Consider the following 23,982-nt stretch of genomic DNA (forward strand, 5'->3'; position numbering starts at 1 on the left):
CCTTCAGCCGCTTGGCCTCCGCCGCCGTCATGCCGCCGAACTTGGCTTTCCAGTTGTAAAAGGTGCCTTCGGACATCCCGTTCGGCGCTACAAACGGTCCCCCGGACCGTTTGCTTGACGCTTGAACCGCGGCACAGGTCAGCGCATTTTACGCCTGCCTCGTGCTCGCCCAGGATGCCCCCTCTTGTCTTATTGATGTCTCAGCTCTTGTTGCATGATGGGAGCCACCACGCAGATCGCGCAAATCGGCGTGGTGGCGGGGGATGGATCGTACCCCTCTTGGTCGTCAGGGACCGTTGCCGAGTATGGTTGCCCCCGCTTTGTCTTCGAACCTGAACGGATACCTGGGCTTCGGGCCCGCATGACAAGACGAGGTGGGAGATACTCCATGCAGGATGCAATCGGCGACGACGTTTCCAAGGCCGTGCTCGTTGCGTATTGCTCATTGATAAATGAGTACCGGCAGTTTCCGAATGATGCCGCTGGATTGGCCGCGCTTGTGCAGTGGGCGTCGGATGATGTTGCGGTCATCGTCTTCGAAGCGTCCGGCGCATATCATCGGGAACTCGAGCGTCATTTGTCGCGCCGGGGATTGACCTTCGCGAAGGTCGATCCCCGACAGGCACGACGGTTCGCGGAAGCGATCGGGCGTGTTGCCAAGACAGACCGACTCGACGCCGAGATGCTGGCCAGGATGGGGGCTGCCCTGCAGCTCGAACCGACGGTGGCACAGCCTGAAGTCGTTGCAGATCTACGCGATTTACTGGTGTTCCGCCGAGGCCTGATCAAGGATCGCACCGCCGCGAGAACGCGGCTCAAGATGGCAAGGCAAGTTTTGGCAAATGCGCTCCTGAGAGATGGACGAAAATGGGTTCCCGAACCTACTTGATCATCACGGATACTCGGCAGCATGCTGCGCAATCGCCTGCCGGGCGATGGATGGAGCGGACCTCGCGTTCGGGGCGTTCGGCCTTCAGCAGTTGCGACAGGGTCGGGATGGCTGCTTCGAAAGCCGGGGCACCTTGCTCGATCAGGTCGGTGACGGGTCACGCCAGAGGCGTGCCTTCGGCACGACGCCATGCCGTGCATCTTCAAGCTGCGCGAGCCATGATGACGATGGCGCCGCTGGCAGGATCATGACGCATGGTGGCCTCCTTCGGTCCGATTGCGCAGGCCATCATAGCGGTCGACATTCGCCTTTGGCTCGCGGCGCAGGGTCAGTGCCTGGGGGGTATCCAGTAGCGGTCCGCCAACCACCTTGCTGTCGACCAATCGGTGTGAGGCATGTTCAACACATGGGTCTTGGTCGCGACGCCTTCGGCCAAGGCCAGTTCCATGGCGGTGAGCACGGCCTGTTCGTCGCGCTGCAATACCAGGGCGAGGATGTCGACCATCTCGCGGTCACCGCCGGGCTTGCGCAACATGTGATCCTGCAACTGCCTGAAGGAAGGCGGCAGTTCCAGGAAGGGGGCGCCATTCCGAAGGGCCCCGGGCTTGCGTTGAACGATCGCCAGATAATGTCGCCAGTCGTAGATCATCCGCGGCGGCAGATGGTGGCTACGCTGGATCACGCGGGTATGTTCGCACAGGATACTGCCTTCGGCCGCGACAACCAGCCGGTCTGGATAGATCCGCAGGCTGACGGGACGGTTGGCGAATGACGCCGGAACGCTGTAGCCTTTGCGTCGGGGAAACGATCCCCCCGGATCGTTTCCTGATCCTCCTCATGCTCGAAGCTGATCAAACATGTGGGCGAGACGCGCTTGCTCAACTCGATGAAGCCGTCAAAGGCTGGCGGCAACGGCATCAGCGCGGCCTGCTCCTCGGCCCAGACATCGGCGATCATGTCGGGCAGCGTGCCATGTGCGGTCTGGCGCCACAGCTCCAGGCAACTTTGCTCCAGCCAGTCATTCAGCGCTACAAGCCCAGGGAAGGTCGGCAACCCTTGCAAGATCTGGTCGCGGGAGTCGCGGACATTCTTCTCGACCCGGCCTTTCTCCCAACCGGCGGCGGGATTGCAGAACTCGGGCTCAAAGACGTAGTGGTTCGTCATGGCGAGGAAGCGCATGTTGACCTGCCGCTCCTTGCCGCGGCCGACACGATCCCCTGAGCTACTCCCCATCCTTTGGACAGGAACCGTCGAAGTTTAAGCTACTTTCTGCACCTGCTGATCGGGTTGGTTGATATCATCTCTTTGCCAGTAGACCACCGCCGGCGGCCTGTCGCCAAGGGCGGAGTGTGGGCGTTGCCGGTTGTAGAAGGTCATCCATTTCCGGATGCCTGCCTTCGCCTCCGAGCCGGTTTCCCACGCGTGTAGGTAGACACACTCGTATTTCAGGGTCCGCCAAAGGCGCTCGATGAAGATGTTGTCGAGGAATCGCCCCTTTCCATCCATCGATATGCGTATGCCGGTTCGGTGCAGACGGTCTGTCCAGGCGAAGGACGTGAACTGGCAACCCTGATCGGTATTCATGGGCCGAACTTGTGGATGGCTTCGTTCAGCGCGTCGACACAGAAGTCGGCCTCCAGCGTGTTCGAGATCCGCTAAGCCAGGACCTTTCGGATGAGCACCCGTTCGGGACGATCAAAGCCTGAATGGGGACCACCCACTATAAGATGCGACGGTCTAAGAACGTGCGAACGGGAATGGCGCGTTATGCCCTCGCCTACAACATCAGGATAATGCCAGCCGTGGTCGGTATCCCAGGGCCGATGAGGGCTATGACGGTCTGACAGAGAGGCGTTCGCGAGAACATCAAACCAGAAAAACGCATGCGGCGCCAAGTCCGGGCGAAAGCTATCCCGTCACGCCGGGCCAAGCGGGCTCTACACAACTGCGGCCCGCTGCGATTGCTGCTCCAAAGTCTTACCCCCCCGCAATCACCGTCACGGACACCGTCATCTACCGCCTTTAAGTTCGGCCCGACTTGTATGCTGCCGATCTGGCGATGGCGGTGGCACATGGGCCTGGTATGCTGGCTTTTAAGTCGCGGAAATCCGCTTCAACAGAGATGCACGGGACGATCTGACCAAACCGTCTATTCGGTTTATCCAACTTCCGAAAGAAGAGGAGGGTACAGGCGACCAAGTGTCCGTTCGGGCGTGAAGGTTTCCGGATCGGCCATCTCTTTCGCTGATTATCTTCACCATCAAGTCAGGATTGGCACGGGCTCCCCGAAGGGCGTGGTTCCAAGCCGAGGTGTGGATTTTATCGTTTGCCATGAACAGATTGACCCTTCGAAATTTCATCGTACCACTACGCTTGATACGGTGGGAGAAGTTTCCCGGCCGTCGACGGTGACGGCGCAATTCACCCTGTGTTCCTCAAGCCAGTCTTTGACCTCGTCCCAGATGTCAGCTTGGGTGCAACTATTGTAACTCAGAGCGTCGATCAGTCTGAGTTCGAGGTCGCGCGGGACGTGTTCGGGCCATTCCTTCCTATTGGCGAAAGGTGTCGAAAATTCATGAAGATACATGATAGTTTCCCCAGCGAATCACCCGAAGGTTGTATTTGTTCAACCTAGGGTAAACAAAGGTTACGATAGGGCAACTACTTTCTTCGGGCCTCAGCCCATTGGCACGTTCGTCGTTCGGTGCCGGACACGCCTGGCGGTTGCTGATGATCGTCAACCGGGCTCTTTGCGTACTTGGTTTGGCTCAATATTGATCGAGATGGTTGTCCGCTGGCTGCGTCATTCGCGCCTAGGGAATCAGAGACGCGGGCATCCATGACCAGAATGGCGACCATGCCAAGCTGGCAATCAGCAGTAGCGCGAAGGCTGCCCAGAGGGTGCCGCGTGCGGTTCCGCCTAGGGTTCCGGCTTGGCCTTCCCCCCTGTCAAAGGCCGCGGGGCCGATGACGCGCAGGTAGTAGAAAAGCGATAGCACCGTGTTCGCGACTGCGATGGTGGCAAGCCAAGCTAGCCCGCCCTCGAGCGTGGCCGCAAAAAGCGCGAACTTGCCCAGGAACCCCGCAAGGGGCGGGATGCCGACGAACGACAGGAAGGCCAGCGTCACCGCCCCCATGGCGTAAGGTTGTGTGCGGAACAGCCCGCTGAAATCCGCCAAGGCCGTGCGCCCGCGCAGTTCGGCAATCGCGGCGAAAGCCAGGACGTTGGCGATGCCGTAGACTGTCATGAAGGCCAGCAGCGCCGGCAGCGCCTGTGGGACCGCGCCGGCCACTGCCACCGCCATCAGGGCGTAGCCTGTCTGGCTGACCGAAGACCATCCCAGAAGGCGTCGCACGTCATCCTGCCAGAGCGCCGAGAGGTTGCCGACCGTCATGGTTATTGCCGCCACCACAGCGACGAGGAGAGGCAGCGTCTGGAGCCCCGGCACGAGCGAGATCACCCGGTAGAGCGCCACCGCCCCGGCGAGCTTGGGGATCACTGTCAGAAAGGCCGCCGCCGGAACGGGCGCTCCCTCGGCCACGTCCGGGACCCAGGTATGCCCGGGCACCGCGCCCAGCTTGAAGAACAGCGCCATCAGAACAAGCACAAGACCGGTGACAGTTACGGGGTCGCTCGGAATTGATCCGGCCAGTTCACCGTAGTCCGAGCTGCCCGCCATGCCCATGACCAGCACGACCCCGATGACCATCAGGGCGTTCGCCAGAGCACCGATCAGGAAATACTTCATGCCGGCTTCGAGTGAGATCGCCCAGTCCCGGTGATAGGCGGCAAGCACGTAGCCCGTCACCGAAGACAACAGCATCGCGACTGTCAGTTGCATCAGGTCCGCCGCCCCGGCAATGGCCATGGCCCCAAGCGCGGAGAACAGGAGGATGGCGTAGAACTCGCCATGGCGGCGGTCGGTGGCGAACCAGCGTGGCGCCATGCCGACACAGCAGATTGTCAGGCCGGGTATCGCCAGCCGTGCCCACGTGGTCGCCCCGTCGATCGCGAACGTCCCCGAGAACGTCAATCGTTCGGCCCCAGCCTGCCCCCAGGCGAGCACCATGGCCACGCCCAGCCCAGCCGCGGCAAGGGCCGCGCACCAGCCATGGCGGTCTTGCGGCAGGACCATCGCCAGAAGCAATATGGCCACCGCCGTAAACAATACCGCAAGCTCCGGGGCGAGATCGCCGATGGGCATGTCAGCCCCCCGTGCCGATTGCCGGAAGCAGGGCGGCGGCATCGATCAGGGACAGTAGCCAAGTCGGCCAGATACCGATCAAAAGGACCAGGATCAGCATACCGGCCAGTAGCGCGGTCTCGGTTCGGTCGAGGTCGGTGAAGCCCGCACGCTCTCTGGGCAGGTCGCCAAAGAACATCTGCCGAAGCATTCGCAAGAACAGGGCCGCCGTGATCAGGATGCCAAGCAGCCCGATGGCCGCTAGCCATGGATAGACGCCGAAGGCCCCGAGGAAGATGTGCAACTCGGACACGAACCCCGCCAGGCCAGGCAGCCCCAACGAGGCGAAGGCCGCCAGCGTTGCGGCGCCGGTCAAGCGCGGCGCCGGGCCGGCGAGACCGCCGAAATTGGGCAGATGGTAATCCTCGGTCCGCTGCCAGACGGCGCCCGCGATCAGGAACAGCGCACCGGTGATAAGGCCGTGTGCGATCATCTCGAGCACCGCACCGGTCAGCGCAAGCTGGCGCGCCGTCTCGGTGCCGAGGGCCGAGCCCGCCACCGCGATGCCGAGAACCGTATATCCCATGTGGTTGACCGAGGTGTAGGCGATGCGGCGTTTGAGGTTGTCCTGCGCGAAGGCAACGATGCTGCCCCACAGGATCGAGACCACGCCCAGGATGGCCAGCGGCAAGGCCCAGCGGGCGAACGTCTCGGGCATCATCTGAAGCGGGATGCGGATCAAGCCGTAGGTACCCATTTTCAGCAGCACGCCGGCCAGGATCGCCGACGCCGGTCCCGGCGCGTTCACGTGGGCGGGCGGCAACCATGTATGGACGGGGAACACGGGGGTCTTGATTCCGAAACCGATGACAAAGGCCAGGAAGACAAGACCCGGCCCAACACCCGCGGCCGCGAGGGGCGGGCTGTCGATGATAGCCCGCATGTCGAAGGTCAGCTGCGGCATGTTCAACGCCAGCACGATGAGGCCGATCAGGATCAGCAGCGATCCCGCGAGCGTATAGACGAAGAACTTGAGGGCGGCGTGCTGTGCCTCTCCGTGGCCCCAGCGGCCGATGAGGAAATACATTCCGACAAGGCTGAGGTCGAAGAAAACGTAGAAAACGATGAGATCAAGCGTGACGAACAGGCCGATGGACACCCCTGCGAGGAAGGCCATCCACGCGTAATATGCGCGTGCCGAATGCAGCTGCATCGGCCACGCGGTGGCGGCGACGAAAAGGAGCGCGCTCATCAAGGCCAGTGCCAGCGACATTCCGTCGACGCCCACGCGCCATGCAATCCCGAGGGACGGGATCCACGGCACTTCCGCCACTGCGCGGAAGCCATCGCCGCCGTTAAACCAGACCGCGATCAGCGCGACCAGGGCCAGCGCGGAGGCGCTTACCGCGGTCCAGCGTGATGTGCGTTCGCCCAACGGCACCATCGCAAGCAACAGTGACGCCAGCAGAGGGGCGAGAACGGCAAGTGTCAGCATGGAGTCAACCTCCCAGAATCAGCATCCCCACGGCCAGCCCGAAGCCGACCATGAGGATGGTGTAGTAGTGATGCGCGAACCCCGTCTGAAGCCGCCGCAGATCGGCCCCGGCCATGCCGGCGATGCGGCCGCCGCCCGAGGGCATCAGGTCGCTAATACGTTCGCCCGTACTGGCCCCAAGGGCAGCGAGCGCGGTACTGGCGCGCACGGCGATCCCAACGGCACCCTGCCAGGCTTGGATGCTTCCGCCTTTCGCGCGATCCGCCGCGCCGGGCGCGAGGCCATCGATGGTGTCGTCGTCGGCGCGCGCCAAGCGGCCCGACAGTCCAGTCGTCAAAGATGCGACGCCGCGCGGGATTAGGTCGATCACTCGGTCGTCGACTTGCGCGGCATTGTGGGCGAATGCGTGGAAGGGCCGGATCACGCCGTGCTCGTACAGGATGGGCAGGCCCAGCCAGTCCTGCGCCGGCGCTGCCGAGTCCGATCGCGCGACACGCACCCCCGCAAGGATACCCAGCGCCACGGAGGACAGCGACGCAATCAGTCCGAGGCGCGATCCGTTCGGCAGGTCCGCCCCAATCCACCGGGCGGCGGCTTCATGCACCGGCGGCCACCAAAGCGCCGACAGCACCAGCGTCGCGCCGGACAGAAGGGCCAGCCCGGCCAGTTCGCCGGGCAGGGCGCGGGCCTTCCTGTCATCGCCAAAGCCAAATCCAAAGGCGGAGACGGCAAAGCGCGTCGCGTAGGCCGCGCTCAACCCGCCTGCAAGGATGATTGCCGCCGCCCAGAACGGACCCGCGTGTTCCAGCGCCTTGACCATCTCCTCCTTGCTCCACCCGCCCGAGAGCGGTGGAGCGGCGGCCAGCGACAGGGCCCCGATCGCAACGAGCAAGGCGGTCGCGGGCATCGTTCGCCCGAGGCCCATCCGGCGCAGGTCGAAGCTGCCGCTCACGCGATGGGCCATTCCGGCAGCGCAAAACAACGCAGCCTTGGTCGCTGCATGGACGATAAGGTGCAGTACCGCGATGCCGGGATAGCCCGCACCCACGGTGGCGATCATCAGTCCCATCTGGGCCGATGTCGATCCCGCCAGCAGCTTCTTGGCGTGGGTCTGGCGCAGGGCGGCCCAGCCGCCCAGGATCGCGGTCGCGAGGCCAAGAACCATCGCGGCTGCCCCGAAGCCCGGCGCGGCGGAAAGCTGCGGTTGAAGCCGCGCCAGGATATAGGCCCCCGCCGCCACCATGGTCGCCGAGTGCAGCAGGGCCGAAACCGAGGTCGGACCGTCCATCGCCCGGAAGAGCCAAGGCGCGAAAGGCAGCTGACCGGCCTTCGATATGGCGGCTAGCAGCAGCCCGAAGGCCGCCAGCGCCAGTGGCCAGCCCTCGAGCGTTCCGAGGGAGTCGTAGCCGATGTCGCCCGTACCTGCGAAGGTCGCCATAACGGCAAGGAACAACCCAAGATCGCCCGCGCGGGTCAGCACGAAGGCGAAATTAGCCGACAGGCCCGGTGCCTGCTGACGCCACTTGTGGCCGATCAGCGCCCAAGAACAGGCGCCGACGATCTCCCACCCGATCAGCAGGGTTACCAGGTCCGCTGCAATCACGATGAGTTCCATCCCGCCGGTGAAGACAAGCATCAGACCCAAAAGGCGCGGCAGCCCGCGCTCGTCCTCGTGCGCAGCAGCATAGAAGATGATCGCCACGAGGATGGCGGGGATCAGGATCGCCACCGCCTGCGCCAGCGGCGGCAAGCCGGCCTGAAGCACCAGCGTCTCAGACCATGCGAACCGTCGGGCCTGGCCACCCGCGATCAGCGCCATTGTCAGCGTCGTTGCGGCGACGGCGACGGCCATGATGGCCAGCCGCACCCGCGTGCCCCCGATGGACCAGATCGCCAGACCCGCCAGAACGGGCAAATATGCCAATGCCCAGATCACTGCTTCAAGGTCCCGATACTTTCGGTCATGTCCGCCTGCCGCTTGCGATACACGGCCACGATCAACGCGAAGCCGATGGCCATTTCGACGGCCATCACCGCCATGACAATGATCGCCATCAGCTGCCCCTCCGGCATCCCGCCGAGCGATTGCGACCAGAAGCCGACGACAGCAAGAAGGGCACCGTTCAGCATCAGTTCGAGCCCCATCATAAGCATGACGAAGCTTTGCTGGCTGAGTGCGCCGTACAGGCCGATGCCGATAAGCGCGGCGGCCGCGAGAAGCACGATCGTCAGCGTCATCTCAATGCCCCCCGTGGTGGTGATGGCCGTGTCCCCCGCCGTCCCCGGGCTGGCGGCCTGCGGGATCACCGCCCGCAGTTAGATCTGGGGGACGTGAGCCGTGGTCGGCGGCCCCGAACCAGCCCTGCCGCGAGGACAGGATCACCGCGCCGACCATCGTGGCCAGAAGCGTGACGCCGGCCGTCTCGAAGACCAGCATGGACGGACCCAGAAGCTCGTGCCCGAGTTGCGCCACCACGTCGGAGCCTTCGGGGACCGGGTCTGAGGGCAGGGGGGACAGCAGGATGGCCGCCGACAGCCCGACGAAGGCCAGCACGCCCGCGGCGATCGACAGGCGGTGCTGGTGGACCATGACCATAGGGTTCAGCCCCGCCGGGTTCATCATGAACATGACCATGAAGATTGCCATGACCATCATCTCGACGGCCATCATGAACACCGTCGCAACGCCGATATACGGGGCCGACAGCAGCACGCCGATGGCCCCCACCGACACGAAGGACAGCATCAGCGCGAAGGACGCCCGCACCATGCTGTCGACGCGGAACACCCGCCACCCGGTCCAGACGGCGAACAGCGCAAGAAGGGCGATCATCACATCGGTCACAGCGCCATCACCCCCGCGATGATCAGCCCCAGGAACGACAGGGGCAGCAGCACCACCCAAAGGATCGTCAGCATCCGGTCCGGTGTGGTTCGCGCGACCCGGTTGCCGATCCACACCGTCAGGGCCATCAGGGCCGCAGTCTTCAGCCACAGCCAGACCGGCCCCGGCAGCACCGGACCCAGCGGTCCGCCAAGGAAGACCGTCGCCGCAATGGCCGAGATCGAGACCAGCATGGCCAAACGCGCGACCTGCCACAGCGCGCGGGCCGCGCCGCTTTCCTCGGCAGAGGTGCCGGTCGCGATATCCGCCGCGTCGGCGTAGTCCATCGGCCCGCGCAGGGTCATCGCCAGGGCCACGACGAGGAACAGGGGCAAGCCCAACGGCTGGCGGAGGACGTTCCAAATCTCGCGCTGACTTTCGACGATGTCGATCAGCGACAGGCTTTCCGCCGGCAACGCGGCGGCGATAAGGACGAACATCGACGGCAGCATTATTGGCAGACCGATCGCGGCATAGCGGTAGGCCCCGATCAGCGGGAAGGGCGCGTTGGGCGACCAGCCGTGCAGGAACACGGTCACGACGACAAGCGCCTCGCAACTGCCCCAGATCACGATGCCCACGGGGCTGTCGATCAGCGCCAGACCCGGCGCGAAGGGCACGACGGACAGGCCGATGGCAGCCAACGCCAGGTACCATGCGGACGAAAGGTCGCGGTTCATCCGGTCGGGCGCCTCGGTCTCGACCCTCTGGCGTGTTAGAAGGGCCGCAAGGGGCAGCGCCGCGCGGTCCATCAGGGCGGCCAGCACCGTCCCCCCAAGCAGGGTCGCAAGGACCGCAAGCACAAGAAGGGCCGTCATGCCGCCTCCGTCGCGCGGGCCGCGCGGATCAGGGCCGAGGGGGGCAGCGAGGCGAGGATCAGCATCGCCTCGGACCATTCCGATCCGGGCAGCAGCGCGGCAAGGTCGGGCGGTGCGACGGTCACGGTCCGGGATCTTAGCCAGGCCGAAAGCCGGTCCCGGGCATCGGTGTCGTTGATCCGGGCTAGCCCCCTGGGCACGGCCCCGGTGACCCAAGCCGCGCGCAGGGGGCGCCCCCGGATCACCCGGTCGGCGGCAGCGTCAAGGCCAAGCAGGCGCAGCATACGGGCAGCACAAAGGGCGGGCGCGTCGGCCTCGGCCGGCTGGGCAAAGGGGGCGGCCTGAACGGATGCCTCGCAGATCACGTCGCCCTGCAGTGTCACCTCAAGCACCAGGCCCGGTGGCAGCATCGGCGCGAAGGGCCCGACGCGCGTTGTATAACGGTCCAGCTGCAGTCCGTCGCGGACGTCTTTGCCGGTCATCGCCATGGGGCGCCCGTAGGGCGTGCCCCCCATCATGCCTTTCCCGCCTTGCCCGTGGGGGCCGATCCCCTTCCATTCGTTCGCGGGCGTATCGGGCAGACGGTCGTCCTCGCCCGCGGCACCGTCGCAAAGCGCGCGCAAGGCTGTGGTGATCCGGTGCGCGATGGCCTCTTGGTCCCCGTCCAGCCAACGCAGGGTGGTGCGGGGGCGCGGAAGCTGATCGTGCAGCCGGTTCAGAGCGTCGAGAGAAGACGAGGGCAGGTCACCGGCGACCAGAAGGATGGCCGCGTCGCGCGGCGTCTTTGCCCGGTTCAGCCCGGGCCGGGTCAAAAGACGCTCGACTTCGGCCTGTCGGCCGGGGCCGATCGCGGCGTAGACCGGGGCGGGGGCGCGGGCGGCCCAGCGGACGAGGTGGGTCATTGCCATCGAAAGATCCCCTCCCTCCAGCCATACAGGATGCCGACCGAAAGGATGGCAAGGAACATGCCCATCTCGGCCAGTGCCTTGATCCCTTCGGAGACGAAGACGACCGCCCATGGATACATGAACATCATCTCCATCTCGAACGCGATGAAGAGCAGCGACATGGAGTAGGGCCGGAAATGAAAGCGTTGCCAGGCGTGCATGTCGGGCGTGCCGCCGCCAAGGAACGGCGCCGCTTGCGGGGCGGTGCTGTTGGCTGCCGGCTGCAACGCGCGGGCCAGAACCACGGCGAACGCGGTCCAGCCGAGTATGACAATGACGGCCTGCATGATGCGGCCCACCCTCCTTACCTGTCCTTTGGAAAATCCCGCGATCCCATGAAGGTTCCCCCCTTAAGGCCCAGAAAACAATGTTGAAAACTTTCCCGCGCTGGAAGGTTGGGCGCCTTCGGACGCCCTGACCGGCACCTAAAGGCCGGTTCCTGGCGGTGTTGCGAGCAGGCCGGGCAATTCGGTTTCAGCCCTGCTTTCAGCGCGGAATGCAGTGAACCCGCGTGTTTGCCGAACCTGTCTGGCCGGGTCGAAGGTGCAATCACCTGTCGGGTCCCATCCGGATGAAGGGGGGCCGGTGTCGAGCCGGAATCGCGCCCCCCGAACCGTCCGCCGACAAGTTGCACTTGCCAATCTGGCGTGGGAGTGTTCGTTCAAGGACGAAAATGCCCGGCGGTGGCAGTTCGAAACGTAGGGGGGGTATCGGGCTTGATCATTCGAGCTATCGACGTGATCAATGAAGTCGTGGGACGGATCGTCGTGGTCCTCGCCGTGATCTTCGCGGGGATCATCATCTATGACGTGGTCATGCGGTATGCCTTTAACGCCCCGACGAGATGGGCGTTCGATCTGTCAAAGCAGCTTTACGGGTTCTACTTCGTTCTGCTTGGCGGCTATGCCCTAAAGCATCAGTCCCACGTGAGGGTCGATCTGTTGCTGGAACGGTTCCCGCCTGGCGTCCAGCGGATCGTCGAACTTGCGGGTTATGCCCTATTCTTCTTTCCGTTCACGTGGATCTTCCTGACCCGATCCTACGATTTCGCAGCGACCTCCTGGGCGCAGGGCGAGACGACCTACGGCGCGGTAGCCTTGCCGATTTACCCTCTGAAAGCAGCGCTGTGCGTCGCTGCCGGTCTGCTGTTGATCCAGGGGGTCAGCGAAGTGTTGAAAATCGTGCTTGGCCGTCGGGAGGTCGATCAATGACCGGACTTGGTGGGGAAACCATCGCCGTCGTGATGTTCGGCCTGCTGGTGCTGGGCCTGATGATGGGTCACCCGCTGGCGTTCGTGCTGGGCGGCACGGCGGTTCTGGGCGCGTTCATCGCGGGCAAGCCGATGGTGCTGGGCATTGTGATCAACCGCATCTTCGGCGACGTGCTGGACAACTACACGCTGATCGCCATTCCGCTTTTCGTTCTGATGGCACAGTTCCTCAGTAATTCGGGCGTGACGGACAAGATGTTCGAGTCTCTGCGTCTGCTGATGTCGAACGTACGGGGCGGTCTGGCGCTTGCGGTCGTATTCATCTCGATCCTGCTGGCCGCTACCACTGGCATCATCGGCGCATCGATCACGGTGATGGGCGTGATGGCCCTGCGGCCCATGCTTCAGTACGGTTACGCACCGACGCTGACGACCGGCGTCATCGCGGCCAGCGGATGCCTCGGGATCCTGATCCCGCCCTCGATCATGCTGATCCTCATGGCCTCCTACTCGCCCCTGTCGGTGGGAGAGCTGTTTGCCGGCGCGATGATCCCCGGCGTGATCCTGGGGCTTCTTTACGCGGGATGGGTCGCTGTTCTGGCGGCCTTGCGGCCTGACATGGCGCCCTCGGTCTTGCCCGACGACATGCCGCCCCGCCGCGAGCTGGTGACCATGCTTCTGAAGGAGGCGGTGCCGCCGCTTCTTCTCATCTTCGGGATCCTGGGCTCGCTTCTGGCGGGCATCGCAACCGCGACCGAAGCATCGGCCATCGGTGCGGCGCTGGCGCTGGGCATCGTTCTGGCGCGCGGACGGTTTACCCTGGGCAGCTTCTACGACGCCCTGAAAGAAACGGGAAAGACCAGCGCGATGATCCTGTTCATCGTGGTCGGCGCCACGGCCTTCACCGGTGTGTTCAACATTACCGGCGGCCTGCGCGCCACGCAGGAGATCATCCGCGGCCTCGACATGGCGCCGTGGATGCTGCTGACGGTGATGATGTTCATCGTCTTCATCCTGGGGGCGTTCCTGGATTGGACGGGGATCGTCCTGCTGTCGTTCCCGATCTTCCTGCCCATCGTGCAGGAGATGGAGTCGATCGACCTTCTGTGGTTCGTCGTGCTGATGTCGATCGTGCTTCAGACGAGCTTTTTGACACCGCCTTTCGGCTATGCGCTGTTCTACCTCAGGGCCATTGCGCCGAAAGAAGTGAAGACCACGGATATCATCAAGGGCGTTCTGCCTTTCATCGGGTTGATCCTGTTGATGTGCGTGGCAGTGGCTCTGGTGCCCGGTCTGGTGACCTGGCTGCCGGACACCCTCTATCGATAACGACCAGTAAACCTAAGGGAGAGAGTAACATGACATTCCATTCCAAGATGCTGGCGGCCACCGCGCTGTCCGTCGCGTTCGGCGCACCGGCCATGGCGCAGGACAGCTGGACGATGACGTCGACTTGGCCGTCCTCGCTGGAACTGATCGAGTTCGACCGCCACTTCGTCGACCTGGCCAACCAGTTGACCGGCGACGCCCTCACAATCGAGTTCTTCGAGGGCGGCAGCCTCGTCCCCGCCGGCGAGGTGTTCGGCGCCGTGCAATCGGGAACCGTGCAGGCAGGCGCCGACTGGCCGGGCTACTGGGCCGGCCGCGACGCCGCCTTCACCCCTCTGGCCACCACGCCGGCACTGTTCAACGCGGTCGATTACGTCAACTGGATCCAGCAATGGGGCGGTCGCGATTTCTATGACCAGACCTATGGCGAATACGGCATGGTCTATCTGCCCTACGGGATCACCAACAACGAATCCGGTTTCCACACGAACAAGTCGATGACCACGCTCGAAGACCTCGAAGGCATGCGTTTGCGCGTCTCTGGCAACGAGCAGGGCCGTATTCTCGAACGCCTCGGCGGCAGCCAAGTCTCGATGGCCGGTGGCGAGGTCTATCAGGCGCTGGAGCGCGGCGTGATCGACGGCGGCGAGTTCTCGACCCCGAACGTCGACTGGTCGGCGGGTTTCCAGCAGGTCACCTCTCACTGGTCCACCCCCGGTTGGCACCAGTCAGCCTCGGTCTTCGGCGTGATGATCAACCAATCCGCGTGGGATGCCTTGGACGAGGACACGCAGGAAAAGCTGCGCATCGCTGCCGATGCGACGATGCTGTGGTCGCTGGCCTTCACCGAGAAGCGCGCGACGGAGGCCTACGAGAAGTGGGACGAGGAAGTCACCGTCGAACGCTATACCGACGAGGCCCTCGACCAGGTTCAACAGATCGCAAACGAAGTGATCGTAGAGGTGTCTTGCGAAAGCCCGTCCGCCGGCGCGGTCTACCTGTCAATGGCCCAGTATCTGGAGAACTACGCCCAGTGGCGCGATGCTTCGGCCCCCTACAACCTGGGTCGCACGCCGAACGGTCCCTCGGTGGACGAACTTCAGGCTTGCGTGGACGGTTGAACCCACAGCTGAGTGCAAAATAGAAAGGCTGCCCTGAGGGGCAGCCTTTTTTCTTATCCGCGGCGTCTCTCGTTCAACCGTCGGAGTAGAGACCCTCGTAGATCGGGCTCAGCGTGTCGTGCTCGAACAGAGAGCTGACCGAGGTGCCGTTCCAGATGTTCAGGATCGCCTGGGCGAACATCGGGGCGGTGGGTACGATCCGGATATTCTCGCAATTGCGGACGGCTTCGTTCGGCTCGATCGAGTCGGTGATGACGAGGCTTTTCATGACCGAGTTCGAGATCCGCTCGACTGCCGGTCCCGACAGGACGCCGTGCGAGATATAGGCGTGCACCTCGGCCGCGCCCTGTTCCATCAGGGTCTCGGCCGCCTTGCACAGCGTTCCGGCGGTGTCGCAGATGTCGTCGACGATGATGCAGGTCTTGTCCGTCACGTCGCCGATCACGATCATCTCGGCCACTTCGCCGGCCTTCTCGCGGCGCTTGTCCACGATGGACAACGGCGCGTTGATCCGCTTGGCCAGCTCGCGCGCGCGCGCCACGCCGCCCACGTCCGGGGACACGACCATCAGGTTCTCGCGCTGGCCTTTGAACGCGTCGCGGATGTCCAGCGCGAAGACGGGCGAGGCATAGAGGTTGTCGACCGGAATATCGAAGAAACCCTGTATCTGCGCGGCGTGCAGGTCCATCGTCAGGATGCGCTCAATCCCGGCTTCGGTCAGCATGTTGGCCACCAGCTTGGCCGTGATCGGCGTCCGGGCCTTCGTACGGCGATCCTGGCGGGCATAGCCGAAATACGGGATCACGGCGGTGATGCGCGATGCCGAGGACCGACGCAGCGCGTCGGACATGATCAGAAGCTCCATCAGGTTGTCATTGGCGGGGTTCGACGTCGGCTGGATGACGAACATGTCCTCGCCGCGAACATTCTCGAAGACCTCGACGAAGATCTCGGCGTCGGCGAACCGTTCCACCCGCGCATCCACCAGATTAAGCGTGCGTCCGCGATGCATCGACATCCGTCGGGCGATGGCTTTCGCCAGAGTCGGGTTCGAGTTCCCTGAGATGATCTTGGGTTCTTGAGGAATGGGCATGTCGGAGGATCCTTCGTCGGGCACCGCGACTCGGCGCTTTGACGCCGCCTAGCACAGTGCTAGCAGGGGCGGAACACGAACCCTCGGACAGGAGTGCCGGATGCCCCGCATCGACTATTATTTCGCGACGGTTTCGCCCTTCACATATTTGGCAGGCACCCGGCTGGAGGAGATTGCGGCACGTCACGGTGCCGAGATCGCGTACAAACCGCTGGATGTCGTGCAATTGTTCGGGCGCACGGGCGGGGTGCCGCCGAAGGACCGGCATCCGAACCGGCAAGCCTATCGCCTTCAGGAACTGGACCGGATCGCCCGGATGGAAGGCATGCCGATCAACGTGAAGCCCGCCCATTGGCCGACGAACCCGGCCCCCTCGTCCTTCGCCATCATCGCAGCCCAGAAGGCGGGGAGCGGTGATCTTGGTGCCTTGGTCCACGGTTTGACTCGCGCGTGCTGGGCAGAGGACCGCGATATCGCCGAGGATGACGTGATCGCCGATTGCCTTGAGGCGGCTGGGTTCGACCGCAAGCTTGCCACGTCCGGGATGCTGGAAGGTGCGGAAGGCTATGCGAAGAATCTGGAAGACGCTGTGAATGCGGGCGTCTTCGGCACCCCGTTCTACATCACCGACGATGACCAGAGGTTCTGGGGGCAAGACCGTCTGGCCCATCTGGACTGGTATCTGAGTCAGCCGGGTGCCTGAGGGGACGCGCGCCGGTTTCCCGACGCACTGGATCAGCCATGGGGACGGCCCGCGCGACGCGCTGTTCCTGCATTGCTCCCTTGCGTCATCACGGTCCCTGATGCCGCTGATGGACCGGGTGGGCGATCACCTGTCCATCACTGCGCCCGATCTTCCGGGCCACGGCGGAAGCGGGGCGTGGGACGGGCAGGGGGACTATGTCGCCCGCGCGACCGACATGGCCGAGGCGTTCTGCGATGGCCCGCGCGATCTGGTTGGACATTCGCTGGGGGCCGTCGTCGCCCTGTCGCTGATGGTGCGTCGTCCAGACCTGGTTCGCAGTGCCACCCTCATCGAGCCGGTCTTCTTCGCCGCCGCCCGCGGTCGCGGTGGGTACGGGACATATATCAGCGATCATGCGCCGATCATGGACGATATCGAGGGCGGCCATCACGAAGCCGCCACCCGGGCCTTCACGGACATCTGGGGCGCCCCGCGATCGTGGGATGACACGCGCCAGTCCATGCGCCGGGCGATGATCGACCGCATCCCCTTGATCGCCGCGACAGCCCCCGCGCTGGAGGGGGATTCGAACGATCTTCTGTCCGACGGTCGGCTCGAGGCGGTGGATGCCCCGGTCCTTTTGGTCCGGGGGGAGCAAAGCCACCCGGTCATCCCCGACATCCTGTCGGCCCTTGCAGATCGCCTTCCGGATACGGCGATCGAGGTGGTTGCCGGGGCCAATCACATGGCGCCGATCACCCACCCTGACGAGGTCGCGCGACTGATCGACAGGCAGATCCGCCCGCGGAACGATTGACCCCTCAGTCGGCCAGGATGTCCAGGAACCTGTCGGTGTTCGCGTCCGTGGCCGACCAGTCGCAGACAAGCCGGGCGCGGACAGGCTCGTCCGGATCGCCCTCAGGGCTGCCCATCGAATAGAACTGCGCGCCGGCATCTTGCAGCCGCCGATGCGCGGCGCGCGGGAAGGTCGCGTAGACGATGTTGGCGTGCGACGGGTGCAGCAGCGTCGCCTCGGGGATCGTCTTCATCCCCGCGACAAGCCGCGATGCGGCCGCATTCGCCGCGCGTGCCATTTCGATCCACAGATCGTCGGTCAGATAGGCCTCCATCTGCGCCGACAGGAACCGGTGCTTAGAGAACAGGTGCCCCGCCCGCTTGCGCCGCAGCTCGAACTCCCACGCCAGATCCGGGTCGAAGATCACCGCCGCCTCGACCCCGAGAAGGCCGTTCTTCGTGCCCCCGAAGCTCAGCGTCGTGACGCCTTGCGTCAGGTCTGCCGCCCGACAACCAAGCGAGACCATCGCATTCGCGAACCGTGCGCCGTCCAGATGGACTGGCAGGCCGAACTCGGCCGCGACGCCGGTCAATTTGTGCAGTTGAGGCAGGGAATAGACGGTGCCGCGTTCCGACACCGTTGTGATCGATACGGGGCCACGTTGCACGCCGTGGACGACACCCTGCGCGGTTCGTGAGATGCGGTCACGCAACGCCTCGGGCGGCATCAGCGCATCGGGCGCGGGCACCAGCGATAGTTTCGCCCCGTTCGAGAAGAACTCGGGCGCGCCGCACTCGTCTTCCTCGATATGGGCGACCTCCGAACAGAAGATCGCTTGCCATGGCTGGCACATGGACGCGAGCAGCAGTGAATTCGTGGCCGTGCCCGTGGCCACCAGATAGATCGCGGCGTCGGGGGCCTCGAACAGGTCGCGCAGACGTTCGCGCACGCGCTCCATCGCGGCCTCGGCGCCGTAGGGCATGGCATAGCCCTCGTTCGCGCGGACGAGCGCCTCCATCACCTTGGGATGGGCGGGCCCGGAATTGTCGGAAGCGAAATGCATCAGGTGGGTTCCTCGATGATGTGATCCTCCCAATCCTCTTCGTCGACTTCGAACTCGGGCACCGTCAGGTCGCGGGCCGAGACTCCGGCTTCGTGAACCGTCTCCGGGTCGCCGGTCAGAAGCGGGTGCCAAGGATACAGGGGGCGCCCTTCATACAGCAGCCGGTAGGCGCAGGTCTGGGGCAGCCAGTACGCCGTCTCACGCAGCTTTTCGGGCGTCAGGACGACGCACTCGGGGACGAACTGCTTGCGGATCTCGTATTGCGCACAGCGGCAACTGCCGTCGTCGAACAGGCGACAGGCCACGCGGGTCAGCGCGATCTCGCCCGTATCCTCGTCTTCCAGCTTGTTGAGGCAGCACTTGCCGCACCCGTCGCACAGCGCTTCCCACTCGGCCGAGGATAGGTCCTCGAGCGCAAATCGCTCCCAGAAGCGGGGACGACCGACTTGGCGGCGGATGGGGTCATCGCTCATGCCAAGATCTCGCGGGCGCGTGCGCTGTCGCGGTCCATTTGGGCAATCAGGGCGTCGAGGCTGTCGAACGTCTCCTCCCCGCGCAGGAACTCGACCAGTCCCACGGACAGGTCCGCCCCGTAAAGATCGCCGGAGAAGTCGAATATGAACGTCTCGAGGTTGGGCGTGTTCACCCCGAACATCGGCCGCACCCCCAGCGAGGCGACGCCGGGATGGGTGCCGGCATGGGGCCCGCTGAGGATATCCACAGTCACGGCATAGACCCCGAAGCGGGGCAGATGTAGCCCGTCCATGGACATGTTGGCGGTGGGATAGCCCAGCTCGCGCCCGCGCCGCTCCCCCCCGATCACGGGGCCGTCGATGCGGTGCAGGTGCCCCAACATTTCGGCGGCCTGACGCGGGTCGCCCTTGCTGAGCGCCTCTCGAATGCGGGTCGAACTGATCTGCCCGTCATCGCCGGCAATCAGGTCGGCAATCGTCACGCCGAACCCGAAGCGATCGCCGAAGTCGCGCATGGCGTCGGCGTCGCCAGCGCGTTTCGCGCCGAAGTGGAAATCGCGCCCGATGACGACATGCGACAAACCAAGGCCATCAACCAGAACATCCTGCGCGAACGCCTCGGGCGAGAGGCGGGACAACGCGGTGTCGAAGGGAAGCTCGTACAAGCGTTCGACCCCAAGACGGTCCAGCCGGTGGGCCTTTGCCTCGGCATTCATCAGGCGGAACGGCGGGGCGTCAGGAGCGAAGACCTCGCGCGGATGCGGCTCGAACGTGAGAACGCCCAAGGGCGAGCCGCCTTTGGTTGCAGCCCCGCGGGCAAGGTCCAGTACCGCCTGGTGGCCCAGATGAACGCCGTCGAAATTGCCGATCGCGGCGGAGGCGCCACGGGCATTGTCGTCCAGTCCCTGATAGCTGCGGAGGATGCGCATGCGGCGCGACGTAGCCCCGCGCCGGCCTGCGTGCAAGCCTTAGCCGGCGCGCGATGGCGCGAGGACCAGCGCCTCGCCATGCAGGACCCGCGTGTCGCCGACCACGCAGCGCGTATCCAGGGTCACGCGGCGCTTGCGCATGTCGATTGCAAGCACCTCGACCTCGGCGCGAACCGTATCGCCGGGGCGCACGGGGGCTAGGAACGCCATGCTCTGTCGCAGGTAGACGGTTCCATGACCGGGCAGCTGTTCGCCGATCACGGCCGAGATCAGGGCCGCGGTCAACATGCCGTGGGCGATCCGGCCCTTGAACATGGTCGCTTCGGCATAGGCGTCGTTCAGGTGGACCGGATTACGATCCTCGGAGACCTCGGCAAACAGTTCAATGTCGCGGTCGGTGATGGTCTTGTCGAGGTGCCGGGTCAGTCCGACCGTCATGTCTTCGATGAAGATCGGACCGGTGTTCCGAGTGGTGTCGAGCATGATGCCCTCCGTAGAAATATTCTTGCGCGTAATTTCAGTAGCAAATTCGGTCTTGATGCGCAATCTTATTACTTCGCAGCCGCAGAAAAGTTCCCGTAGAATATTAGCGGAGCCTTCCGATCGAATAGGTCGGGTCGAAGCCTTCGCGCGCAATGAAGGCGTCGAGAAGGCCGGGATCCGGCTGATCCGTGGTTTTCGTATCCTGTGCGGCAAGACCGCCGGTGACGAACAGCGCGTCGATCCCTTCGCCCACGGCGCCCTTGATATCCGTGAGAATCCCGTCGCCGATCGCCAGGATACGGTCGTCGGAGATGTTCTGGCCCCCGGCCTCGGCCAGGCGACGGCGGGCCATGTCGTAGACGGGGGGATGCGGTTTGCCGAAGGCAAGAACGCTGCCGCCCATTTCCGCGTAAAGCTGGGCGACCGCGCCGCCGCACCATTCGCGGGTTTCGCCGCGGTCCACCACGATGTCGGGATTCGCGTTCAGAAGGGTCAGACCGCGGGTCTTCGCCTCGAGCAGTTGGGGCCGCAGCACGTCGGGGGGCGAATGCGGATCGAACGGTCCGGTGCAGACGATCCCGGTCGCGTGCTCCAGGGACTCGGTGCGGGAGATGGGCGTCGGGTTTTCGACGATGGCCAACGGCTCGAAGAAGCTGTGATCGCGGCGCTCCCCGATGTGATAGACCGTGTCGCCGACCGCCCCCGAGAACAGCGCCACGCGCGCGGCGTCACCCGAGGTCGCGATCGTGTCCCAGGCGTCTTCGGGAATGCCGAACTTCGCGATCTGTTCGGCGACTTCCGCGCGGGGGCGGGGGGCGTTGGTCAGCAGGACGACCATACCGCCTCGGGCCCTGAAGGCCTGAAGCGCTTCGACCGCTGCTGGCAGGGCGGTGACCCCGTCGTGGACGCAACCCCAGAGATCGCAGAAAAGTGCCTCATAGCGGTCCGAGATTTCGGAAAACTGTCGGATGATCTGGGTCATGGAGTCTCCTTTGCACCTGCGTCCGTGCGATCCTTGACAGCTTCAGTACGGAACGGCCAGTCACCATGGGGAACGCCTTTGCCGGCAAGCCGTTCACAGGCAGGAGGTTGCGGCATGAAGCAGGAAGAAGGCGCGATGAACGACGTCGTGGTCGAGCTTGGACGGGCGACGGATCGCACGGATGGCGACCACGTCTCGGTGGGCAACCTCATCGATTCTCTCGATGAACGTGGATACGGCGCAATCCTGGGCGTGCTTCCCCTGCTGGAACTGTCGCCGGCCGGTGCCATTCCCGGCTTCCCGACGATCCTCGCGCTGACGTTGGCGATCACGACAGTTCGCCTTCTTGTCGGGTACGAGCACTTGTGGGCGCCGGCTTGGCTGCGGCGCCGCAGCTTGAGCGAGGATCGCGTCCGGCGCTCGCTTCAATGGTTGAAGCCCGTCGCACTTCGCATCGATGCCAAGCTTCACGAACGCCTGTCGGTCCTGACCGGACGGCAGGCGCAACAAGCCGCCTGTATCGTGATCCTCTGCCTTTTGGCGATGGTGCCGTTTCTGGAAGTGATTCCCTTCGCAACCTCCGCCCCGATGATTGCCATCGCATTCTTCGGCTTGGCGATCCTGTTCAAGGACGGGGCCGTGATGTTGCTGGCCTTCATCAGTGCAGGGGTCGCGGCCGGCGTCGCGCTTTGGTTGGCTCTGGATTTCGGCCTGATCTGACAGGGCCGCCCTGGGGTATCGCAAATCCGGGAAAATGCGGATCAGCGACGCCTATCAAGTCGATCTGCCGGCGGCCGCCGCTGCGATCCCCATGCAGACCAACGCCGCCCCACCCACGCTCCCGAGCAACGGAAGCACATATGCCTTCGCAATTCGCCGGCGCATACTTCCGCCAAGCAGAGCATAGACCACCGCGTTGAGGCCGGCGAGGCCAACGAATGTGGTCGTCAATATAGAAAACGGGGGGGGCAGGGGGGCCGCTGGCGTGACGAATTGTGGGACGAACGCGATGAAGAAGACAATGGATTTCGGATTCAGGGCGGTGACGGCGACAGAGCGGCCGAATACCTTCATCGTGCTCGCGCGAGCCGGTTCCTCAAGGTTGCCAATCTGTGTTCCGGGCGCGCTTCGAAAGAGCTTTACGCCTAGATAGACGAGATAGAGTCCCCCGTTCCATTTCAGAACGGTGAACAAGGTTGCCGAGGCGAGAACGAGCGCTCCTCCTCCGGCAAGCGACGCGGTCATCGCAACAAGGTCGCCCGAGAGCACCCCGACCACAGTCTCAAGTGCAACCCGCTTTCCCTAGCTTACAGCATAGCACAGAACCAGCAGGGCCGTCGGACCCGGAATAATTAGCAACGCTATCAAGGCGGCGACAAACGCAAGCCAGACGTCAAAGTGTATGGGCCTTTCCCTGCCGTTCAGGCTTGCCAGCCACGAGAGACGCACTTCGTAAAGGAGAAACTGCGGTAACTTTGGCGAAAAGCCCCCGAGCGGTCTCGCTCAGGGGCTTTTTCGTGATCCTTTGCCTCAAGTCCCGCGGTCGAACGGGCATTGCTGCGCCGGGATCAGTGCACCGAAACCGGCGCCATGTCATTCTGGCGGGCCACGACGAACGCGAGCTTACGGTCGCGCACGAGGGCAAGTCGTTCGCCTTCGCCATTGTGCACCGCGTAGAGTTCGGTCAGCCCTTCGGCTTGCTCCCGGATCTCGTCGGGCAGGTCTTCCAGGGCGACGGGACGCACGTAGACGATATTGTCGGCCGTGTTGAAGTCATGTTCATAGGTCTGGTTCATTCCTCAGCCCCCTTGTTCGAAATCCGGATCGTACGAACGACGCTTTCAGGCAGCGCCTTTGTCAGGTCGATATGGAGAAGGCCGTTCTCCATAAGGGCACCCTTCACCTCAACGCCGTCGGCCAGCACGAAGGTCCTTTGGAACTGCCGTGCCGCAATGCCGCGGTGCAGGAAGATGCGGGCCTCGTCCGTTTCGGCGGTACGTCCGCGCACCACGAGTTGCCGGTCCTCGACCGTTATCGCCAGATCGTCCTCGGCAAAGCCGGCGACAGCAAGCGTGATGCGATAAGCCCCCTCGCCGATCTGTTCGATGTTGTAGGGCGGATACCCACCGGAGTCGGATTTCGCGGTGCGTTCGACCAGGCGTTCAAGCTCGTCGAAGCCTAGAAGGAAGGGGTGGGCCCCCAACGCAAGTTTCGTCATCGACACGTCCTTGTTAAGCGACAGTCTGTTCAGCGGCCCCATTCTGGGCACCGCCCGTGTCAGAAATATGGGGAGAAACGTGATAACCTACAAGATGCACGGGGCTTGCGGTGCCACGGTGGCGGTGTAAACCTGCGCAGCATGGATGGTAGCAAGACCGGCACACACCAGATGGACGATATCGAGCTGTTGCGCGTACAGCTCGATATCCTCAAGCGTGAGCATCGCGACCTGGACGAGGCCGTTCAGGCCCTGCACGATTCGGGGCGCGGCGATCTTCTGACCCTCCAACGGCTGAAGCGCAAAAAGTTGCAGCTGAAGGACCGCATCGCCGATATCGAGGATCGGCTGCTTCCAGACATCATCGCCTGAGTTGTGCCCGC

Annotated in this window: 24 protein-coding genes and 5 pseudogenes; 8 read left to right on the top strand and 21 right to left on the bottom strand. The window is 64.0% G+C overall.

Annotation, left to right across the window (positions count from 1 at the left end):
• A pseudogene (locus PAA8504_RS18190) lies at positions 1-197 on the bottom strand (transposase); the annotation flags it as partial.
• Positions 198-388: 191 nt separating this feature from the next.
• On the opposite strand from PAA8504_RS18190, the gene PAA8504_RS18195 reads away from it, so the two are divergent.
• Entirely contained in the window at positions 389-889 is a 501-nt protein-coding gene (locus PAA8504_RS18195; protein WP_181375867.1) for an IS110 family transposase, read from the top strand.
• A gap of 49 nt (positions 890-938) precedes the next feature.
• On the opposite strand, the pseudogene PAA8504_RS22830 reads toward PAA8504_RS18195, so the two are convergent.
• From PAA8504_RS22830 to PAA8504_RS18250, 11 genes and pseudogenes are all read right to left on the bottom strand, one after another.
• A pseudogene (locus PAA8504_RS22830) lies at positions 939-1,145 on the bottom strand (hypothetical protein); the annotation flags it as partial.
• Positions 1,135-2,104 (bottom strand): annotated as a pseudogene (locus PAA8504_RS22590) (Mu transposase domain-containing protein); the annotation flags it as partial. The pseudogenes PAA8504_RS22830 and PAA8504_RS22590, both read right to left, overlap by 11 nt.
• A 42-nt stretch (positions 2,105-2,146) precedes the next feature.
• Positions 2,147-2,544, bottom strand: a pseudogene (locus PAA8504_RS18210) (transposase); the annotation flags it as partial.
• A gap of 1,158 nt (positions 2,545-3,702) precedes the next feature.
• Positions 3,703-5,094 carry an NADH-quinone oxidoreductase subunit N gene (locus PAA8504_RS18215; RefSeq protein WP_108895578.1) on the bottom strand — a complete coding sequence of 464 codons (1,392 nt, stop codon included), beginning with the start codon at positions 5,092-5,094 and terminating at the stop codon, positions 3,703-3,705.
• A 1-nt stretch (position 5,095) separates the two neighbouring features.
• A complete protein-coding gene (locus PAA8504_RS18220; RefSeq protein ID WP_108895579.1) occupies positions 5,096-6,568 on the bottom strand; it encodes a complex I subunit 4 family protein in 1,473 nt (490 codons plus the stop codon).
• 4 nt (positions 6,569-6,572) lie between these two features.
• A complete protein-coding gene (locus tag PAA8504_RS18225) occupies positions 6,573-8,492 on the bottom strand; it encodes an NADH-quinone oxidoreductase subunit 5 family protein (protein ID WP_219928950.1) in 1,920 nt (639 codons plus the stop codon).
• Positions 8,493-8,500: 8 nt separating this feature from the next.
• A complete protein-coding gene (gene nuoK, locus PAA8504_RS18230; RefSeq protein ID WP_108895581.1) occupies positions 8,501-8,806 on the bottom strand; it encodes an NADH-quinone oxidoreductase subunit NuoK in 306 nt (101 codons plus the stop codon).
• A gap of 1 nt (position 8,807) precedes the next feature.
• Positions 8,808-9,413: an NADH-quinone oxidoreductase subunit J family protein gene (locus PAA8504_RS18235; protein WP_219928951.1), complete on the bottom strand. Its 606-nt coding sequence runs from the start codon at positions 9,411-9,413 to the stop codon at positions 8,808-8,810.
• Positions 9,410-10,270 (bottom strand): complex I subunit 1 family protein, encoded by an 861-nt coding sequence (locus tag PAA8504_RS18240; RefSeq protein WP_108895582.1) that lies wholly within the window; start codon positions 10,268-10,270, stop codon positions 9,410-9,412. Before PAA8504_RS18240 ends, PAA8504_RS18235 begins: the two co-directional genes overlap by 4 nt.
• Positions 10,267-11,178: a hypothetical protein gene (locus tag PAA8504_RS18245; RefSeq protein ID WP_108895583.1), complete on the bottom strand. Its 912-nt coding sequence runs from the start codon at positions 11,176-11,178 to the stop codon at positions 10,267-10,269. Before PAA8504_RS18245 ends, PAA8504_RS18240 begins: the two co-directional genes overlap by 4 nt.
• On the bottom strand, positions 11,169-11,504 hold the full coding sequence (locus tag PAA8504_RS18250) for an NADH-quinone oxidoreductase subunit A (RefSeq protein ID WP_108895670.1): 336 nt from the start codon (positions 11,502-11,504) through the stop codon (positions 11,169-11,171). Before PAA8504_RS18250 ends, PAA8504_RS18245 begins: the two co-directional genes overlap by 10 nt.
• 429 nt (positions 11,505-11,933) lie before the next feature.
• Here PAA8504_RS18250 and PAA8504_RS18255 point away from each other — a divergent pair, with 429 nt between their 5' ends.
• The 3 genes from PAA8504_RS18255 to dctP are packed head-to-tail and all read left to right on the top strand — an operon-like array spanning position 11,934 to position 14,877.
• Positions 11,934-12,428, top strand: a complete 495-nt coding sequence (locus PAA8504_RS18255) for a TRAP transporter small permease subunit (protein ID WP_108895584.1) — start codon at positions 11,934-11,936, stop codon at positions 12,426-12,428.
• Positions 12,429-12,460: 32 nt separating this feature from the next.
• Positions 12,461-13,756, top strand: a complete 1,296-nt coding sequence (locus PAA8504_RS18260; RefSeq protein WP_108895671.1) for a TRAP transporter large permease — start codon at positions 12,461-12,463, stop codon at positions 13,754-13,756.
• Between the two features lie 29 nt (positions 13,757-13,785).
• On the top strand, positions 13,786-14,877 hold the full coding sequence (gene dctP, locus PAA8504_RS18265) for a TRAP transporter substrate-binding protein DctP (protein ID WP_108895585.1): 1,092 nt from the start codon (positions 13,786-13,788) through the stop codon (positions 14,875-14,877).
• A 73-nt stretch (positions 14,878-14,950) separates the two neighbouring features.
• Here the strand turns inward: dctP and PAA8504_RS18270 are convergent, their stop codons facing one another.
• Positions 14,951-15,970, bottom strand: coding sequence for a ribose-phosphate pyrophosphokinase (locus tag PAA8504_RS18270; protein ID WP_108895586.1), 1,020 nt, complete (start codon positions 15,968-15,970; stop codon positions 14,951-14,953).
• A gap of 100 nt (positions 15,971-16,070) precedes the next feature.
• Here PAA8504_RS18270 and PAA8504_RS18275 point away from each other — a divergent pair, with 100 nt between their 5' ends.
• Together PAA8504_RS18275 and PAA8504_RS18280 are read left to right on the top strand one after the other, a co-directional pair.
• Entirely contained in the window at positions 16,071-16,673 is a 603-nt protein-coding gene (locus tag PAA8504_RS18275) for a 2-hydroxychromene-2-carboxylate isomerase (RefSeq protein ID WP_108895587.1), read from the top strand.
• Positions 16,666-17,472: an alpha/beta fold hydrolase gene (locus tag PAA8504_RS18280; RefSeq protein ID WP_108895588.1), complete on the top strand. Its 807-nt coding sequence runs from the start codon at positions 16,666-16,668 to the stop codon at positions 17,470-17,472. The genes PAA8504_RS18275 and PAA8504_RS18280 overlap by 8 nt, the downstream gene beginning before the upstream one ends.
• 4 nt (positions 17,473-17,476) lie before the next feature.
• Here PAA8504_RS18280 and PAA8504_RS18285 read toward each other — a convergent pair whose 3' ends face one another.
• The 5 genes from PAA8504_RS18285 to PAA8504_RS18305 form a co-directional block, all read right to left on the bottom strand.
• Positions 17,477-18,514, bottom strand: coding sequence for a threonine aldolase family protein (locus tag PAA8504_RS18285; RefSeq protein WP_108895589.1), 1,038 nt, complete (start codon positions 18,512-18,514; stop codon positions 17,477-17,479).
• The gene (locus PAA8504_RS18290) at positions 18,514-18,987 is read right to left on the bottom strand and encodes a YcgN family cysteine cluster protein (protein WP_108895590.1); all 474 of its coding nucleotides are present in this window, start codon (positions 18,985-18,987) and stop codon (positions 18,514-18,516) included. Before PAA8504_RS18290 ends, PAA8504_RS18285 begins: the two co-directional genes overlap by 1 nt.
• Positions 18,984-19,916, bottom strand: a complete 933-nt coding sequence (locus PAA8504_RS18295) for a bifunctional riboflavin kinase/FAD synthetase (RefSeq protein ID WP_108895591.1) — start codon at positions 19,914-19,916, stop codon at positions 18,984-18,986. Before PAA8504_RS18295 ends, PAA8504_RS18290 begins: the two co-directional genes overlap by 4 nt.
• Positions 19,917-19,955: 39 nt before the next feature.
• A complete protein-coding gene (locus tag PAA8504_RS18300) occupies positions 19,956-20,399 on the bottom strand; it encodes a MaoC family dehydratase (RefSeq protein WP_108895592.1) in 444 nt (147 codons plus the stop codon).
• Between the two features lie 103 nt (positions 20,400-20,502).
• Entirely contained in the window at positions 20,503-21,381 is an 879-nt protein-coding gene (locus PAA8504_RS18305) for a TIGR01459 family HAD-type hydrolase (protein WP_108895593.1), read from the bottom strand.
• Positions 21,382-21,495: 114 nt separating this feature from the next.
• Here PAA8504_RS18305 and PAA8504_RS18310 point away from each other — a divergent pair, with 114 nt between their 5' ends.
• Complete coding sequence (locus PAA8504_RS18310) at positions 21,496-22,101, top strand: exopolysaccharide biosynthesis protein (protein ID WP_108895594.1); 606 nt, start codon at positions 21,496-21,498, stop codon at positions 22,099-22,101.
• 54 nt (positions 22,102-22,155) lie between these two features.
• On the opposite strand, the pseudogene PAA8504_RS18315 reads toward PAA8504_RS18310, so the two are convergent.
• The 3 genes and pseudogenes from PAA8504_RS18315 to PAA8504_RS18325 form a co-directional block, all read right to left on the bottom strand.
• A pseudogene (locus tag PAA8504_RS18315) lies at positions 22,156-22,785 on the bottom strand (LysE family translocator).
• Positions 22,786-22,949: 164 nt separating this feature from the next.
• Complete coding sequence (locus PAA8504_RS18320) at positions 22,950-23,177, bottom strand: DUF1150 family protein (protein ID WP_108895595.1); 228 nt, start codon at positions 23,175-23,177, stop codon at positions 22,950-22,952.
• Complete coding sequence (locus tag PAA8504_RS18325; RefSeq protein ID WP_108895596.1) at positions 23,174-23,599, bottom strand: Hsp20 family protein; 426 nt, start codon at positions 23,597-23,599, stop codon at positions 23,174-23,176. The genes PAA8504_RS18320 and PAA8504_RS18325 overlap by 4 nt, the downstream gene beginning before the upstream one ends.
• Positions 23,600-23,770: 171 nt before the next feature.
• On the opposite strand from PAA8504_RS18325, the gene PAA8504_RS18330 reads away from it, so the two are divergent.
• Positions 23,771-23,971, top strand: coding sequence for a YdcH family protein (locus PAA8504_RS18330; RefSeq protein WP_108895597.1), 201 nt, complete (start codon positions 23,771-23,773; stop codon positions 23,969-23,971).
• Positions 23,972-23,982 lie beyond the last annotated feature (11 nt).

It is taken from the genome of Palleronia abyssalis, from assembly GCF_900302445.1.
In the GTDB taxonomy this organism is placed as follows: domain Bacteria; phylum Pseudomonadota; class Alphaproteobacteria; order Rhodobacterales; family Rhodobacteraceae; genus Palleronia; species Palleronia abyssalis.